Below are 15,583 nucleotides of genomic sequence, written 5' to 3' on the forward strand. Positions count from 1 at the left end.
GCTTACCTCTCCCCCGGCCGGTCGATACCCGGAAGCTTTGGAAGGCCGAAAATCGAAAAGTCGCCGGCACGCGCCGGCGCTTCGGTGCGGATCGCCGCGCGCAGCCTGGCGGAGCGGGCGCGCGGATTGGCCGATATCTCGGCGTCGCCTGGTGTCACGCCGCCGCCAATCTTGCGGAAGGTCGCCGTGCGCGCCTGCGCCTCGGGCATGTGGCGAGACCCTGTCATGGCGTCGGCACGGTCGGCGATGAAGCGCTTGACGATGCGGTCTTCCAGCGAATGGAACGTCACCACGGCGAGCCGGCCGCCGGGCTTCAATGCGCGTTCGGCCGCGAACAAGGCCTTGGCCAACTCGCCAAGCTCGTCATTGACGAAGATGCGCAGCGCCTGGAAGACGCGGGTGGCTGGGTGGATCTTATCCTTCGGCGCGCGGCCGATATGCGTCTCGATGGCATCGGCCAGTTCCAGCGTGCGCTCGAATGGCCGCTTTTCGCGACGCGCCTCGATCATGCGGGCGATGCGGCCGGCGTGACGCTCCTCGCCGAGAAAGCCGAAAATGCGGGCAAGGTCGCCGGGCTTGAAGCTGTTGACGACATCGGCGGCGCTCAAGCCCGCCTGCGCCATGCGCATGTCGAGCGGCCCGTCGTTGCGGAACGAAAAGCCGCGCTCGGCCTGGTCGAGCTGCATCGAGGAGACGCCGATGTCGAGCACCACCCCGTCTGCGCTTTCGACATGCTCGTCCAGCGTCGAGAACGGCGCATGCACCAGCCTCAGCCGGCCGCCCGATTGCGCCTCGAGGTCACGCCCGGCCGCGATGGCGTCGGGATCACGATCGATGGCGACGACAGACGCGCCTGTCGCCAGAATGGCCTTGGTGTAGCCGCCGGCGCCAAACGTGCCGTCGATGATGACGTCGCCCTCCGCCGGTGCCAGCGCCTCGAGCACTTCGCCAAGGAGGACCGGAATGTGGCGGGCCGATCCGCCAACGGCGTGGATATCATCGCCGTGGCCCGCCGTCATTCCGGTCGCTCCCCAAGCTTCGTCCCCTGCCGAAGCTGCAAAAGCCTGGTCCGCGCCTGCGCCCCGTAGGCGGCAAGCCGTTCCGGCTCCCAGATCTGAAAGAAATTGCCGCGGCCGACAAAGGCCGCCTCCGTCGAAATTCCGGTATGTTCGCGAATGAAATCGCTCATCGTGATGCGGCCGTCCTGGTCGAGTTTCAGGAACGTTCCATCGCCATGGCAGAAGAACGACATGTCGTCCGCTGTCAGCAGGAACGGGTCTTCCTGTGCGATGCGCTGCTCGTAACGATCGAGAAGATCGAGCCCGCCGACATCCATCGCCGGCAGGTCCAGGCAGCGCAGCGCGTAGAGTTCCGAATAGCCGCGCTTCTGCACGACGGCACGGAAATGCGCAGGAACGGATACCCGCCCCTTCGCATCGATCCTGCTCACCGTGTTCGACAGAAACCGGTCCATCACATCTTACAGCCGCTTGCGCCGCCGCACCCCTCTTCATTATGTCGCACGCGCCGCCGCAGCGCGTTCCCTGCCCCGCATCCAGCTCGTCCACGCGGGCAAAAAGCGGCAAACGCGCAGCCGCCGCGGCTGCCCGATTGGCGTACGCTTGACCCTGACGCGGAACGAAGGCTTTGATGTCGGAATGGGATACCATGGGGCACTATGGGCGTCAACGGGAATGGGATTCACAAACACGCGCACCGCGACCGATGAGAGCAGCCGTTACGGCACGTCTCATCTTTATGGTCTATTAAGCCTAACGAAGCGTTTAGAGCCGCTTGGCCCAACCGGACGCCGCTTGCTGGGGCGCGCTGCCGGGCATAGCGTCTCGGTAAATGCGCCAGGTCACCACAAAGGTTTGAAAATCGATGCCTGAATCGGCGAACAGACGCGCTGCAGCGCTTCCCCATCTACGCAACAGCGGGCTCGCCAAGGGCGACCCGATCCCTCTGCCGCTGACCATGGCCGCCATCTACCACGCGCCCGGAGACGCCACCGGCTACGATCAGTACGGCCGGTTCAGCAATCCGACCTGGGATGCCGTGGAGCATATGCTGGCCCACCTGGAAGATGCACCTTGCGTGGCTTTTCCTTCCGGAATGGCTGCGATCTCGGCGGTATTTTTCGCCATGCTCAAGACCGGTGACCGTATCCTGCTGCCTTCGGACGGCTATCACACGACAAGGGCACTGGCCGAGCGCTTCCTGAAGCCGCTAGGCATCGCTTACGATGTCCGGCCGACCTCGTCCTTCCTTGATGGCGGCTTCGAACGGTATCGTCTCGCCTTCGTCGAAACCCCCGCCAATCCTGGGCTGGATATCTGCGACATAGCGGCAGTCGCATCTGCGGTTCACAAAGCGGGCGCGCTGCTTGCGATCGACAACACGACGATGACGCCCTTCGGCCAGCGCCCGCTCGACCACGGCGCCGACATCGTCGTTGCTGCCGACACCAAGGCACCCAATGGCCATTCCGACGTGCTCTTTGGCCATGTCGCCAGCCGCAATGCGGACATCATCGTCGCCGTGACCGACTGGCGCGAGACATCCGGCAGCATCCCCGGACCGTTCGAAGCGTGGCTGGTGCATCGCGGTCTGGAAACGCTCGACGTGCGCTTCGACCGCATGTGTTCTTCGGCGGAAGTGATCGCGCGGCGGCTGCAGGGCCATAAGGCGGTCAGCGGTCTGCGCTTTCCCGGATTGGAAGGCGACCCGTCGCACAACCTTGCGCGCGCCCAGATGGAGCGCTTCGGCTTCCTCATCTCGTTCGAGCTCGCGTCGGAAGACAAGGCCGAGGATTTCATCAACAATTGCCAACTGATGCAGGCGGCGACCTCGTTCGGCGGCGTTCACACCTCGGCCGAGCGGCGCCTGAAGCGCGGCGATGCGGTTGCGCCCGGTTTTGTGCGCCTCTCGGTCGGCTGTGAGCCAGTGGAAGAACTCTGGAAGGCGATCGAGGCATCGCTGGACCGGATTACCGGCTGACTGGATCAACCGCTGCTTGCGGAAGCAGGCGGCATTTCACTTCTTAGAGCCTTTTGCCTCTGCCATTTGGAGATATCTCGCGCGCGCTCGTTCGATAATCGGGGGTCCCTCTTGAGCAGGCCCGCTGTCGATCCCCTCCTGTACCAGCTTCCGCAATTCCTCGACGGTATAGCCGAGCAGGTCGCGGCGGTCCTTCCATTGCCTGAGCGCGTCGCGGATGACCTCGCTAGCAGAGGCATATTCGCCGGCGGCAACCACATCGTCCACCGCTTGCGCCAGTTCCGGCGACAGTGTGATGCTGCGTTTGTCGACTTGTCCCATGATAGGCTCCCGACGTGGTTCTCGAACCAAAGGTACGATTTAATCGCACCATCTTCAAGCCGCGGCCAGTTCCCGGCTTGACCGGCGGACGGCCGGACAATGCTTGAATCGGCAGGCGCGCCCGAGGGCGCAACCTGCTGATCTCAAAGGATCTTTCTATCGCGGAAAACTGCCAGCTGGCCTGTAAGCCGGGTTCTGTATGGCCCTCGCCCCTTGCGGGACGAGAACGTGGCGGCCATTCATCTTGGGCGCATGTTGCCATGCGCCTCACGCAACCTACCCGGGCGGTGAGCCGGAAACAGCCCTCGAGGGTTTCCCCTCGCACCGCCCCTATTCGGTCTTGCTCCCGGTGGGGTTTACCGTGCCGCTCCTGTTGCCAGTCGCGCGGTGGGCTCTTACCCCACCCTTTCACCCTTGCCCCGAATCCGGCAAGCCGGATCGTGGCGGTTTGCTTTCTGTGGCACTTTCCCTGGGGTCGCCCCCGCCGGTCATTAACCGGCACCGTGTCTCCATGGAGCCCGGACTTTCCTCACTCGCGACCTTTCGGCGTTTGCGAGTGCGGCCGCCCAGCCAGCTGGCAAGGCGTATAAAGGGGTTCAGCCGAGAAAACGCAATCGAAAAAGCCGGTTGCGGGCAGCTCTTCTCACGCAGGCGCCCCGACCGCCGCCATCTGCACCTTGACCTTGCTGCAATAGGCAGCCGACACCGGGTTCATCCGCGTCGCGCCATGGCCGGCATTGTACTTCAGGATCGTGCCGCAGGTGGTGCCGCCGCCGAGATCTCGTGCCATGGCAAGATACTTCATGCCGTATTTGATGTTGGTGTCGGGATCGAACAGGCCCTTGGCCGAGCCATTGTAGCCCATCATCCGTGCCGTCGCCGGCTTGATCTGCATCAGGCCGATCTCGCCGGCGCCGCCGACCATGTTCGGCCGATAATTGCTCTCGATCTTGATGACCGCATGAGCCAGTGAAGCCGGGACGCCGTAACTCGCCGCATAGCGGGCGACGATCGCTGAATATTGGCCGTCGCTTGCCACCGTAGTCGTCGACGCGGCAACATTCCCGAGACCGATCGATGCCGTTGTCCCCATGTCGATGGTTTTGCGGCCGCGCTTCGCCTGCCTTTTGCCAGCGGATTTCTTCGCCTTGGTCCAGCTTGCCTTTTCCACCTTCGCGGAAGCCTGCTTCGCCGTCGCCTTCACACTCCTGCTGCTTTTGGTCGAAATGGCCTTGCTCTTGGCGGTTACCGTGACGAACCCCTGATCGGCCCGTGGGCTGAACGGCGCGGCGTCAGCCGCACTGAAGGCAAAAGTCATTACGCCGGCAGCAAGAGCTGCCGTTACAACGGTCAATTTCTGCATGTGATCCTGTTCTGTTGGGACCGCGCGAAGATTTTCGCGCGGTACTGCTTGATTAATGTCGGAACATTCGGGGGGTTGAAGATCCGACAAACTGTACGAATTGCCCTTTGAAGGCCGAATTGGCGTCAATGAAGGCGGGGCAAGTCACTTTGAGTGACAGTTTGTAACCTGACAATGCAAGAAGATTACTTGGGCAGTGCCTTGACCTGAGGTCACCGGCTCGCGGCGGCAAGCAATCTTTGCAGCGTTCGCATCGTCGAGCCGTCGGCCAGCCCATCGATAAGGCGCGGCCGGAAATGCCGTTGGAAGGCCTCGACGACAATCCGCGTCTGATGGTCGAAAATGCCCGATATCTCGACACCATAGCCATAGAGCGACAGCATCGACTGCAGCGCCTCGACATCGGCACCGCCGTCGCCCGGCTTCAGCGCGCCTCCGCGCCTGACGGGAGCGGCCGGCACGAGATGACCGACGCCGGCCTCGAACAGCTTTGCCCACGGGAACTTTTCGCCTGGATCGATCTTGCGCCCCGGTGCCACGTCCGAATGCGCCAGCACCCGCTTGGCGGGGATCGCATGTCGTTGGGCAATCCCTTTGCAGAGGCCGATCACCGCATCGATCTGGCGCCGGGGAAACCCGGTATAGCCCAACGAATGCCCTGGATTGACGACCTCGATGCCGATCGAGCAGGAGTTGATGTCGGTGCGTCCGAACCAGGAACTTTTGCCGGCGTGCCAGGCGCGGTCGCTTTCCCTGACCATCTGCACGATATGGCCATTCTCATGCACGAGATAGTGCGATGAGACTTCGCTCGCTGGATCGCACAGCCAAGCCTCCGCCCCGGCTGCTGTGGCCATGCCGGTATAGTGCAGCACGATCATGTCGGGTTTCAGCGTGTCGCGCCTTGGCCCGAAATTCGGCGATACCCTGACCTCGGCGCTCGACTCGTCGGGCAGGAAGCCGCTCATGCGTGCCGCAGGCCCCGCTCGATCATCTCATAGGCGGCATTGATCGCCGCGACCCTGGTCGTCGCGATCTTGATGAATTCCTGTGGCAGGCCGCGCGCGATCAGCCGGTCGGGATGGTTGTCGGAAACCAGCTTTCGGTAACGCTTCCTGACTTCCTCGAACGGCTTGCCGCGCTCGATACCGAGCACGAGATAGGGGTCACCGGCCCCGAGATTCACGTGCCGTGCCAGGATGCTTTGGTAATGCGTCTCGTCGATGCGGAAAATCTCGGCAATACGATGCAGGAAAATGCCCTCGCGCTCATGCACCAGCCCGTCAGCCTTGGCGATGTGGAACAGACCGTCGAGTATGTCTTCCAGCATCACGCAGTTGGAATGCCCGGAGCCGCACAGCTGCGCCATTCGCTCGGCATAGGTCTCGAACCCGGCCACATCCTTCTGGGCGAGATCGAACAGCCGCGCCACATTGCGCGTCTGCTTCGACGGCACTTCGAATATTTCCTGGAAGGCGCGCACCTCATCCTGGGTGACGATGCCGTCGGCCTTGGCCATCTTGGCCGACAGCGCGATCATCGCCACCGAGAAGGCTACGCGGCGGCGTAAATCGGCATCACCGGAGAACACCGTACGCACAGCCTCGACTACGTCGGCAACGCCCGACGTCGTTGAAGACGATACCCGTGTGATGAAGTCGCCGAGGCGGTCCCAAATCGACATGGCCGCTTCTTAAAGCGAACCGGTCCCCGCTATCAAGCCAATAACGGCCGCTGTCCATGCATGTCGCCCAAAAGTGACCTCGGATTGGAAGAACGACATGGATCAAAAGAAAAGGCCGGCGAGACGCCGGCCCTTTCCTCCCAAGGCACTTACTGCTTCAAACTACTTCGCGGGCGCAGCAGGAGGCGTTGCCGGAGCCGGCTCGGCCGGCTTGGTCGAATTGTTGGTCGGGGCCGCAGGCTTCATCGGCTGCTCAGCGGGCGGCGGATTTGTGCTCTGCGTGGTGGTGTTGTCCGTGCCCGTGCCGTTATTGCTGCAGGCCGCGACGCCCAGCAGGGCAAGGGCGGACACGGAAGCCAGAATGAGCTTTTTCATGACATCTCTCCTTCAACACACGCTCACATTGCGGTGAACGGTCGCAGGGGAAATGCATCACGCGGCCATGAGTTTCGTAACGTTGCGTTTCCGCATGTAACATCAACGGGATGCGTTGCTGCCGGTGCCTTGGCGCATTAACAACGGATCTGGAAACGAAAAAATACCGGAGACAGCCGCCATGACCGCGAAATGGGATTTCTGGATCGATCGCGGCGGCACCTTCACCGATGTCATCGGCCGTGACCCGCAGGGCGAGCTGCATCCGCGCAAGCTCCTTTCGGAAAACCCCGAGGCCTATGCCGATGCCGCCATCCAGGGCATTCGAGACCTTCTCGGCCTTGAAGCCGGCGCCGCGATCCCTTCCGGTCTGATCGGCGACATCAAGATGGGCACCACGGTCGCCACCAACGCGCTGCTGGAGCGCAAGGGCGACCGCGTGCTTTTGCTTATCACCAAGGGTTTCCGCGATGCGCTCAGGATCGCCTACCAGGCGCGGCCCGATATTTTCGCCAAGGAGATCATCCTTCCCGAACAGCTCTATGAGCGCGTCATCGAGGTCGACGAGCGTGTGCTTGCCGATGGCTGTGTCGAAAGGTTGCTCGACATTGCCGCTTGCCGGCCGGCGATCGAGCAGGCGAAAGCCGACGGCATCGACGCCGTGGCAATCGTCTTCATGCATGCCTGGAAATATCCCGATCATGAAAAGGCGGTGGCGAAGGTCTGCCGCAAGCTGGGCTTCAGCCAGGTTTCGGTCAGCCACGAGGTCTCGCCGCTGATCAAGCTGGTCGGCCGCGGCGACACCACCGTGGTCGACGCCTATCTGTCGCCGATCCTGTCGCGCTATGTGCAAAGGGTTGGGCAGGAGCTCGGCGTCCTCTCCCCCCTTGAGGGGGAGATGGCCGCGAAGCGGTCAGAGGGGGTCATCTCAGAAGGCACCGCCAGAACGTCGAGACCGGTCGATCCGACCCCACCCGGCGGCTTTGCCGCCACCCTCCCCTCGAGGGGGAGGGAAAGCCCCCACCTCATGTTCATGATGTCCTCAGGCGGGCTCACCGCCGCCGACATGTTCCAGGGCAAGGATGCGCTGCTGTCGGGGCCCGCTGGCGGCGTCGTCGGCATGGTCGAGACGGCGAAGCTCGCCGGTTTCGAGAAAGTCATCGGCTTCGACATGGGCGGCACCTCGACCGACGTCGCCCATTATGATGGCGAGTATGAGCGGGCCTTCGACACCGAAGTCGCCGGCGTGCGGGTCCGCGCCCCGATGATGCGCATCCACACCGTCGCCGCCGGCGGCGGTTCGATCCTGCATTACGAGGCCGGCCGTTTTCGCGCCGGCCCGGACTCCGCCGGCGCCAATCCCGGTCCCGCCGCCTACCGGCGCGGCGGCCCGCTGGCCGTCACCGACGCCAACGTCATGCTTGGCAAGCTGCAGCCCGATTTCTTCCCGGCGATTTTTGGGTCTGGCCAGGACCAGCCGCTCGATGTCGAGACCGTGCGTGCAAAATTCGCGGCACTGGCCGCCGAAATCGGCGACGGTCGCTCGCCGGAAGCGGTTGCAGAGGGCTTCGTCACCATCGCCGTCGAAAACATGGCCAACGCCATCAAGAAGATTTCAGTGCAACGCGGCTACGATGTCACCGAATATCTCTTGAATTGCTTCGGCGGCGCCGGCGGCCAGCACGCATGCCTGGTCGCCGACGCGCTCGGTATGGAAGCTGTGCTGATCCACCCCTTCTCCGGGCTGCTTTCGGCCTATGGCATCGGCCTGGCCTCGGTCTTTGCGTCGCGCCAGCAGGCATTGCTCAAGCCGCTTGCCGAAGAGTCCCGAACGGAGATCGGCAGCCTCATTGCCAGCTTGAGAAAAGCCGTCATCGCCGAGCTTGCGGCGCAAGGCATCGCCGAGGATGCGGTTGCCGCCAGGCCCGTGCTGCACATTCGCTATGACGGCACCGACACGACCCTGCCGGTCAATTTCGAAACCGACTCGATTTTCCAGGCAAAGCGCGATTTCGAGATCGCCCACAAGGCGCAGTTCGGTTTCGTCTATGACGACAAGCCGATGATCGTCGAGACGGTCGGCGTCGAAGGCACCGAAATCAGCGAGAACAGCGCCGAAGCCTACGCGCCTGCCGGACCTGCGAGCGTCAAATCAGGCGCCTCACAAACCCGGCGTATCTACACGGAAGGCCAGTGGCATGAGGCCGGTGTCTACCGTCGCGAAGACCTGCGCCCGTCCCATCTGGTGGCTGGCCCTGCCCTGATCATCGAGCCGAACCAGACCATCGTCGTCGAACCGGGCTGGCGTGCCGAAATCACCAGCCTCAATCACGTCGGGATCCGCCGCACGGAAAGGAAAGCGCGCGCCGCCGCCCTTGGCACCGAAGCCGATCCCGTGATGCTGGAGGTCTTCAACAACCTTTTCATGTCCATTGCCGAGCAGATGGGCGTGACGCTGCAGAACACCGCCTACTCCGTCAACATCAAGGAAAGGCTGGATTTTTCCTGTGCCGTCTTCGACCACACCGGGGCGCTGGTCGCCAACGCGCCGCACATGCCGGTGCATCTGGGCTCCATGGACCGCTCGGTCGAAACCATCATCCGGCTGAACTCAGGCGACATCCACCCCGGCGACGTCTTTGCCTTGAACGCCCCTTACAATGGCGGCACGCATCTGCCAGATATCACCGTGGTGACGCCGGTGTTTTCCCTCCCCCTTGAGGGGAGGGTGGCCGCGCAGCGGCCGGGTGGGGTCCTCTCAGAAGGCACCGCAAGAACGTCGAGCACTGCCTTGGCGACCCCCTCCGCCGCCTTCGGCGGCACCTCCCCCTCGAGGGGGGAGGAAATCCTGTTCTACGTTGCCTCGCGCGGCCATCACGCCGATATCGGCGGCACCGCGCCCGGCTCGATGACGCCGCTCGCCACCACCGTCGACGAGGAAGGCGTGCTGTTCGACAATTTCCGTATCGTCGACCGTGGCCGCTTCCGCGAGAAGGAGCTTGAGACGCTGCTAACAGACCACCGTTACCCCGCCCGCAATCCGCATCAGAACATCGCCGACCTCAAGGCACAGATAGCCGCCAACGAGAAAGGCGTCGCCGAGTTGCGCAAGATGGTCGCGCATTTCGGCCTCGATGTCGTCGAGGCCTATATGGGCCACGTCCAGGACAATGCCGCCGAAAGCGTGCGGCGCGTGCTGGAGCGGCTGCCGGACACATCGGCCTATGAATATCCGACCGATACCGGCCAGGTCATCAAGGTGAAGATATCGGTCGACCGACAGAAGCGCGAAGCGACGGTCGACTTCACCGGCACGTCGCCTGTCATGAAGAACAATTTCAACGCACCGGAGCCCGTTGCCCGTGCCGCGGTCCTCTACGCCTTCCGGGTCATGGTCGAGGACATGATCCCGATGAATGCCGGATGCCTGCGCCCGATCAACATCGTCATCCCTGATGGCTGTATGCTGAAGCCGGCCTACCCTGCCGCCGTCGTCGCCGGCAATGTCGAGACCTCGCAGCACGTCACCAATGCGCTGTTCGGTGCCATGGGCGGCATGGCCAATGCGCAGGGAACGATGAACAACCTGACCTTCGGCAACAAGAAGTATCAGTACTACGAGACGATCTGTTCCGGCTCGCCGGCCGGGCGGATGAATTCCGGCCGCGGCTTTGCCGGCACCTCAGGCGTCCATACCCACATGACCAATTCGCGCCTCACCGATCCGGAAGTGCTGGAACTGCGCTTCCCGGTGGTGCTCGAGGATTTCCACATCCGCCAGGGATCCGGCGGCAAGGGCAAATGGAATGCCGGCGACGGCACCAAACGCACTATCCGCTTCCTGGAAAAGATGGAGTGCGCGATCCTGTCCTCGCACCGCAACCGCCCGCCGCAAGGTCTCGACGGCGGCGGCGACGGCGAGGTCGGCTCCACCAAGGTTCGCCGCAAGGATGGCGTCATCGACGTGCTGAAAGCCTGCGACCAGACCGTTCTCGACGCCGGCGAAGCCGTCATCCTGACGACGCCGACGCCGGGCGGGTTTGGCCGCGCCTGAGGAGGCTTCGAGAATTCGCTGCGGCGAGTCAGGTGACGTGGCTTTCGAGTACCGGAGCGGAGCGGACATTAAGTCCGTGAGCACCGGAAGCGCAGAAAGCCGCGTCAGATGGCCGCCGCAGTAGAATTATCGATGCTTCCGACTGTCACCGGCCTGTCATGACCCTGGGTTACCCGCTTGCCGCAAAGCAAATGGGGAATCACCTTGCCATGACGGACGTCTCCGCAGATCTGGTTTTTCGCCGCGGCAAGGAAGTTGGAAAGGCCGTCTACCAGAACCGCGCGCTTTCGAAAGCCGGCATCTCCGAGCGGCTGTTCGCCTTCCTGTTTTCCGGCCTCGTCTATCCGCAGATCTGGGAAGACCCCGATGTCGACATGGACGCCATGCAGCTCGGCGCCGGCCACCGCATCGTCACAATCGCCTCAGGCGGCTGCAACATCCTGGCTTACCTGACCCGCTCTCCGGCCCGGATCGACGCGGTCGATCTCAACGCCGCCCACATCGCGCTGAACCGCATGAAGCTGGAAGCGGTGCGCCGCCTGCCCTCGCAAGGCGACCTGTTCCGCTTCTTCGGCGCAGCCGACACCAGCCACAATTCGCAAGCCTATGACCGGTTCATCGCACCGCATCTCGATCCGGTCAGTCGCCACTATTGGGAGCGCCGCAATTGGCGCGGTGTCAGGCGCATCGGTGTTTTCGACCGCAATTTCTACCAGACCGGCCTGCTCGGCCTGTTCATCGCCATGGGCCACCGCACGGCGAAATTCTTCGGCGTCGATCCCGCCGGCATTATGCAGGCCCGCGACATCGGCGAACAGCGCCGCTTCTTCGATGAGGAACTGGCCCCCGCCTTCGACAAGAAGCTTCTGAAATGGGCGACCTCGCGCAAGGCCTCGCTGTTCGGTCTCGGCATTCCGCCGGCGCAGTATGATTCCCTGATCACCTCCGGCGACGGCACCATGGCCAGCGTGCTGAAGGCCCGGCTGGAAAAGCTCGCCTGCGATTTTCCATTGCAGAACAATTATTTCGCCTGGCAAGCCTTTGCCCGCCGCTATCCCGAACCCGGCGAGGCCGCCCTGCCCGCCTATCTGGAAAAGCAGAACTACGACACCATCCGCGGCAATATCGACCGAGTCGCCATCCACCACGCCAATCTGATCGAGTTCCTGGCCGGCAAGGATGCCGGCAGCGTCGACCGTTTCGTCCTGCTCGACGCGCAGGACTGGATGACCGACGACCAGCTCAATGCGCTGTGGTCGGAAATCACCCGCACGGCCTCCGCCGGCTCCCGCGTCATCTTCCGCACCGCCGCGGAACCCAGCCTGCTCCCGGGCCGCGTCTCGACCTCGCTGCTCGACCAATGGGACTATCAAACCGAAGCGTCGCGCGACTTCTCGGCCCGCGACCGTTCCGCCATCTATGGCGGCTTCCACCTCTATGTGAAGCGCGCGGCATGAGCACGACCGAACTGCCGGCCAGCCATGCCGAACTGATGGACGGCGTCTACCGCTGGCAGCGCCACATCTACGATCTGACGCGCAAATACTATCTGCTCGGCCGCGACCGGCTGATATCAGATCTCGATGTGCCGGCAGGCGGCAGCGTGCTTGAACTTGGCTGCGGCACCGGACGCAACATCATCCTCGCCGCCCGCCACTACCCCGACGCCCGCTTCTTCGGGCTCGACATCTCGGCCGAGATGCTAGAGACGGCAGGCACGGCGATCGGCCGCGAAGGCCTGTCCAGCCGTGTTGTGCTGGCAAGAGGCGACGCCACCGATTTCGATGCCGCCGCCCTTTACGGCATCGAACGGTTCGACCGCATCTTCGTGTCCTACTCGCTGTCGATGATCCCCGGCTGGGAGAAGACGGTGTCGGCTGCCCTGGCGGCCTTGGCCCCCGGCGGTTCGCTGCATGTCGTCGATTTCGGCCAGCAGGAGGGCCTGCCGGGCTGGTTCCGGACCTTGCTGCGCGGCTGGCTCAGAAAATTTCACGTCGCGCCGCGTGAAACGTTGCGCGAGGTTCTGGAATCCGAATCTCGGAGAACCGGCGCAACCTTCCGTTGCCGCACGCTTTATCGCGGTTATGCGTGGCTGGCGGTGATCGGGCCGCTCAACCTCACCTCCCCCTTGATGGGGGAGGTCGCGCCGAAGGCGCGGGTGGGGGTGAAGCGCTAAGGCACCCCACCCCGGCGCTACGCGCCGACCCTCCCCATCAAGGGGAGGGTAAAGGGAGCTAATGCAACGCCTTCACCAGCGCCCCCACCATCGTCTGCGGCCGATAACCGAGCTTGGCCGGGGTCAGTCCCAGCCGCACAATCACCAATTGCTCGGACGGAATGACGGCGACGGTCTGCCCATCATGCCCTTCCATCCAGTAGGTGTCCTTGGGCAGGCCGGCGGCGACGCCGGCGCCTGGCTTTTCTTCGTCGCCCGGTGCCTCGATCCACACTTGGCCCATGCCGTAGACTTTCGAGGCGGATGCCGGCTCCCGCATCCAGTCGACGAAGCCGGCCGGCAGGATCTGGTTGCCGTTCCAGACGCCGCCTTGCAGCAGGAACTGGCCGAAGCGGGCCCAGTCATGCGCGGTGGCGTAGAGATAGGACGAGCCGACAAAAGTGCCCTGTTCGTCGGTTTCGAGCACGGCGCTGTGCATGCCGAGCGGCTCGAACAGCGCCGTGCGCGGCCATGTCAGCGCCTTGGCCTTGTCGCCGATCGCGTCCTGCCACAGACGCGACAGCATCACCGCCGTCCCGCTCGAATAGGAAAACACCTTGCCGGCTTCACCGGTCAGCGGCTTTGACTGGGCAAAGCCCGCCATGTCTGGCTCGAGATAGAGCATGCGCGTGACGTCGGCGACGTCGCCATAATACTCGTTGAACTCCAGCCCGCTCGACATCGACATCATGTCGGCAAGGCTGATCGCGGCGCGGTCGTCCTTCTTCCACGGCGCGAACAGGCCTTTGTTGTCGGCCGCCATCTTGCCGTCCTTGATCAGCGTGCCGACGATGGCGGCGTTCACCGTCTTGGTCATCGACCAGCCGAGCAGCGGCGTCTTGGCCGAAAAACCGTCGCCGTAGCGTTCGGCGACGATGCGACCGTTCTTGACCACGACGATCGCGCGCATGCCGGAGCCGATCAGCGCCGCATCGTCCAGCAGCTTTGCAACCACCGGATCCTGCGATGCATCCACCCGTTCGCCTTCGGGCCACAGCGTATCCTGACTGGTCGCAGCGGGTTGCGCATGGACCGTCGTGCGCCGCGCCTTGCCGACATCGCCGTCGGGCACCGAAGCGCAACCCAGCCCGTCGCGGGCGACGGCGACGCTCTTGCCGAGGAAACCGAGCAGGCCCGCAGACACCGTTCCCCGGTTCTTGTCGACCGAAATACGCATCAGCCGCAGCAGCGGGTGTCCGGGAGCCTGCACGTCGACCGCAAGCACTTCATAGGGGTCGCGCCCGGCGATGAAGACATTGGAACAGACGATCTTGGCCGAATAGCCCGAGCCAACGCGGATCAATTCGGGCGGCGCGACATAGAGCCAGGCAAACAGGGCGGCGACTGCCAGAACGGCCAGGCCAAGCAGCCATTTGACGATCTTGACACCGATCCGCATGTGTTGCCTCCCGGGCTCTCGCCCGCCCTTATGTCATCGATTTGCCGCCATTGCTTCGGCAAAATCGTAGCTCTTGTCGAGCGCCATCAACGGATTATCAACTATGATCGGCGATCACAGGGATGCATGTCGTCCAAGGTGCGCAGCGATTTTGCGACAACGACATGGACGAAAGTGAGGATACTGGGCGATGCTGTGGGGCGACGCTCGGAGGGGGCCATTCCGGCCATCGGTGCACAGACCCATCAGCGACCGGCTGATTCCGGCTCGGGAGTTGTGATGCGCCGTCTTGCGGCTCTTTTCATGCTGACGCTGCTTGGCGCCTGCTCGACCGTGGACGATCTGTCGCCGCTGTCGCCGTCGGCCTCCAGCAGTCCGATGGTGGCTGTGCGCGCGCCGCGCTTCGGCGATTCCAAGCCGCATGAATGGGACAGCGGCGCGCCATGGAACTATGCCGTTCACGGCACCGACGTGTCCAAGTACCAGACCTCGGTCGACTGGCCGGCGGCCAAGGCGAGCGGCATTTCCTTCGCCTTCATCAAAGCCACAGAGGGCGGCGATCGCTTCGATGACTATTTCAGCGAGCATTGGGCACGCACGAAAGCCGCTGGCGTTCCGCGCGCCGCCTATCATTTCTTCTATTTCTGTACCCCCGCCGCCCAGCAGGCGCGCTGGTTCATCCAGAATGTTCCCGTCGACCGCTCGGCGATGCCGCCGGTACTCGACATGGAGTGGAACCCGAATTCGCCGACCTGCAGGCTGCGGCCGGACGCCGCCACGGTGCGCGCGGAGATGACCATTTTCCTCGAGATCGTCGAGCGGCATTATGGCAAGAAGCCGATCATCTACACCTCGGTCGACTTCTTCGACGACAACGAGCTGTCGACCTTCCGCGGCTACCCCTACTGGCTGCGTTCCGTTGCCGGCCACCCCCGCGAAAAGTATGGCAGCCATCCCTTCGCGTTCTGGCAGTACACCGGAACCGGCATCGTCCCCGGCATGACGGGCAAGTCCGACATCAACGTCTTCAACGGCAGCGAGACTGCCTGGAATAAGTGGCTGCGGCAGAACACCCGTTGATATCAGTTTCAACGGCAGCGAAGCCTGGACCGAGTTGCTCTTGCAGAACACCCGTTGAAACCGTTTCAACGGCGGCGAAGCCCTGGACCGAG

13 protein-coding genes and 1 other RNA gene are annotated in these 15,583 nt (G+C 63.4%); 5 read left to right on the plus strand and 9 right to left on the minus strand.

The annotated features are described in order from the left end of the window. Positions 1 to 2: 2 nt before the first annotated feature. Together rsmH and mraZ are read right to left on the minus strand one after the other, a co-directional pair. The gene (gene rsmH / locus JT360_RS02060; RefSeq protein ID WP_214469825.1) at positions 3 to 1,019 is read right to left on the minus strand and encodes a 16S rRNA (cytosine(1402)-N(4))-methyltransferase RsmH; all 1,017 of its coding nucleotides are present in this window, start codon (positions 1,017 to 1,019) and stop codon (positions 3 to 5) included. Further along, the gene (mraZ, locus tag JT360_RS02065) at positions 1,016 to 1,474 is read right to left on the minus strand and encodes a division/cell wall cluster transcriptional repressor MraZ (RefSeq protein WP_214469826.1); all 459 of its coding nucleotides are present in this window, start codon (positions 1,472 to 1,474) and stop codon (positions 1,016 to 1,018) included. Before mraZ ends, rsmH begins: the two co-directional genes overlap by 4 nt. 410 nt (positions 1,475 to 1,884) lie before the next feature. On the opposite strand from mraZ, the gene JT360_RS02070 reads away from it, so the two are divergent. After that, positions 1,885 to 3,000: a cystathionine gamma-lyase gene (locus JT360_RS02070; protein ID WP_214469827.1), complete on the plus strand. Its 1,116-nt coding sequence runs from the start codon at positions 1,885 to 1,887 to the stop codon at positions 2,998 to 3,000. A gap of 36 nt (positions 3,001 to 3,036) precedes the next feature. On the opposite strand, the gene JT360_RS02075 is transcribed toward JT360_RS02070, so the two are convergent. The 6 genes from JT360_RS02075 to JT360_RS02100 form a co-directional block, all read right to left on the minus strand. Next, on the minus strand, positions 3,037 to 3,321 hold the full coding sequence (locus tag JT360_RS02075; RefSeq protein ID WP_250888568.1) for a type II toxin-antitoxin system ParD family antitoxin: 285 nt from the start codon (positions 3,319 to 3,321) through the stop codon (positions 3,037 to 3,039). A gap of 168 nt (positions 3,322 to 3,489) precedes the next feature. Then, an RNA gene (gene rnpB, locus JT360_RS02080) (RNase P RNA component class A) lies at positions 3,490 to 3,899 on the minus strand. 65 nt (positions 3,900 to 3,964) lie between these two features. Further along, complete coding sequence (locus JT360_RS02085; protein ID WP_214469828.1) at positions 3,965 to 4,684, minus strand: lytic transglycosylase domain-containing protein; 720 nt, start codon at positions 4,682 to 4,684, stop codon at positions 3,965 to 3,967. A 212-nt stretch (positions 4,685 to 4,896) separates the two neighbouring features. Next, positions 4,897 to 5,652, minus strand: a complete 756-nt coding sequence (locus JT360_RS02090; RefSeq protein WP_214469829.1) for a peptidoglycan recognition protein family protein — start codon at positions 5,650 to 5,652, stop codon at positions 4,897 to 4,899. Further along, positions 5,649 to 6,368 (minus strand): J domain-containing protein, encoded by a 720-nt coding sequence (locus JT360_RS02095; RefSeq protein WP_214469830.1) that lies wholly within the window; start codon positions 6,366 to 6,368, stop codon positions 5,649 to 5,651. Before JT360_RS02095 ends, JT360_RS02090 begins: the two co-directional genes overlap by 4 nt. A gap of 162 nt (positions 6,369 to 6,530) precedes the next feature. Further along, the gene (locus JT360_RS02100; RefSeq protein ID WP_214469831.1) at positions 6,531 to 6,743 is read right to left on the minus strand and encodes a hypothetical protein; all 213 of its coding nucleotides are present in this window, start codon (positions 6,741 to 6,743) and stop codon (positions 6,531 to 6,533) included. Between the two features lie 181 nt (positions 6,744 to 6,924). Between JT360_RS02100 and JT360_RS02105 the strand changes: the two genes are divergently transcribed. The 3 genes from JT360_RS02105 (at position 6,925) to JT360_RS02115 (ending at position 12,973) form a co-directional block, all read left to right on the plus strand. Next, on the plus strand, positions 6,925 to 10,797 hold the full coding sequence (locus JT360_RS02105) for a hydantoinase B/oxoprolinase family protein (protein ID WP_214469832.1): 3,873 nt from the start codon (positions 6,925 to 6,927) through the stop codon (positions 10,795 to 10,797). Between the two features lie 158 nt (positions 10,798 to 10,955). Beyond that, positions 10,956 to 12,254 carry a BtaA family protein gene (locus JT360_RS02110; protein WP_214469833.1) on the plus strand — a complete coding sequence of 433 codons (1,299 nt, stop codon included), beginning with the start codon at positions 10,956 to 10,958 and terminating at the stop codon, positions 12,252 to 12,254. Further along, a complete protein-coding gene (locus JT360_RS02115) occupies positions 12,251 to 12,973 on the plus strand; it encodes a class I SAM-dependent methyltransferase (RefSeq protein WP_214469834.1) in 723 nt (240 codons plus the stop codon). The genes JT360_RS02110 and JT360_RS02115 overlap by 4 nt, the downstream gene beginning before the upstream one ends. 58 nt (positions 12,974 to 13,031) lie before the next feature. Here the strand turns inward: JT360_RS02115 and JT360_RS02120 are convergent, their stop codons facing one another. Continuing rightward, complete coding sequence (locus tag JT360_RS02120; protein WP_214469835.1) at positions 13,032 to 14,411, minus strand: serine hydrolase domain-containing protein; 1,380 nt, start codon at positions 14,409 to 14,411, stop codon at positions 13,032 to 13,034. A 279-nt stretch (positions 14,412 to 14,690) separates the two neighbouring features. On the opposite strand from JT360_RS02120, the gene JT360_RS02125 reads away from it, so the two are divergent. After that, positions 14,691 to 15,491 (plus strand): glycoside hydrolase family 25 protein, encoded by an 801-nt coding sequence (locus tag JT360_RS02125; RefSeq protein ID WP_214469836.1) that lies wholly within the window; start codon positions 14,691 to 14,693, stop codon positions 15,489 to 15,491. Positions 15,492 to 15,583: the final 92 nt, after the last annotated feature.

Source organism: Mesorhizobium sp. dw_380 (assembly GCF_018588885.1).
Classification (GTDB): Bacteria; Pseudomonadota; Alphaproteobacteria; order Rhizobiales; family Rhizobiaceae; genus Mesorhizobium.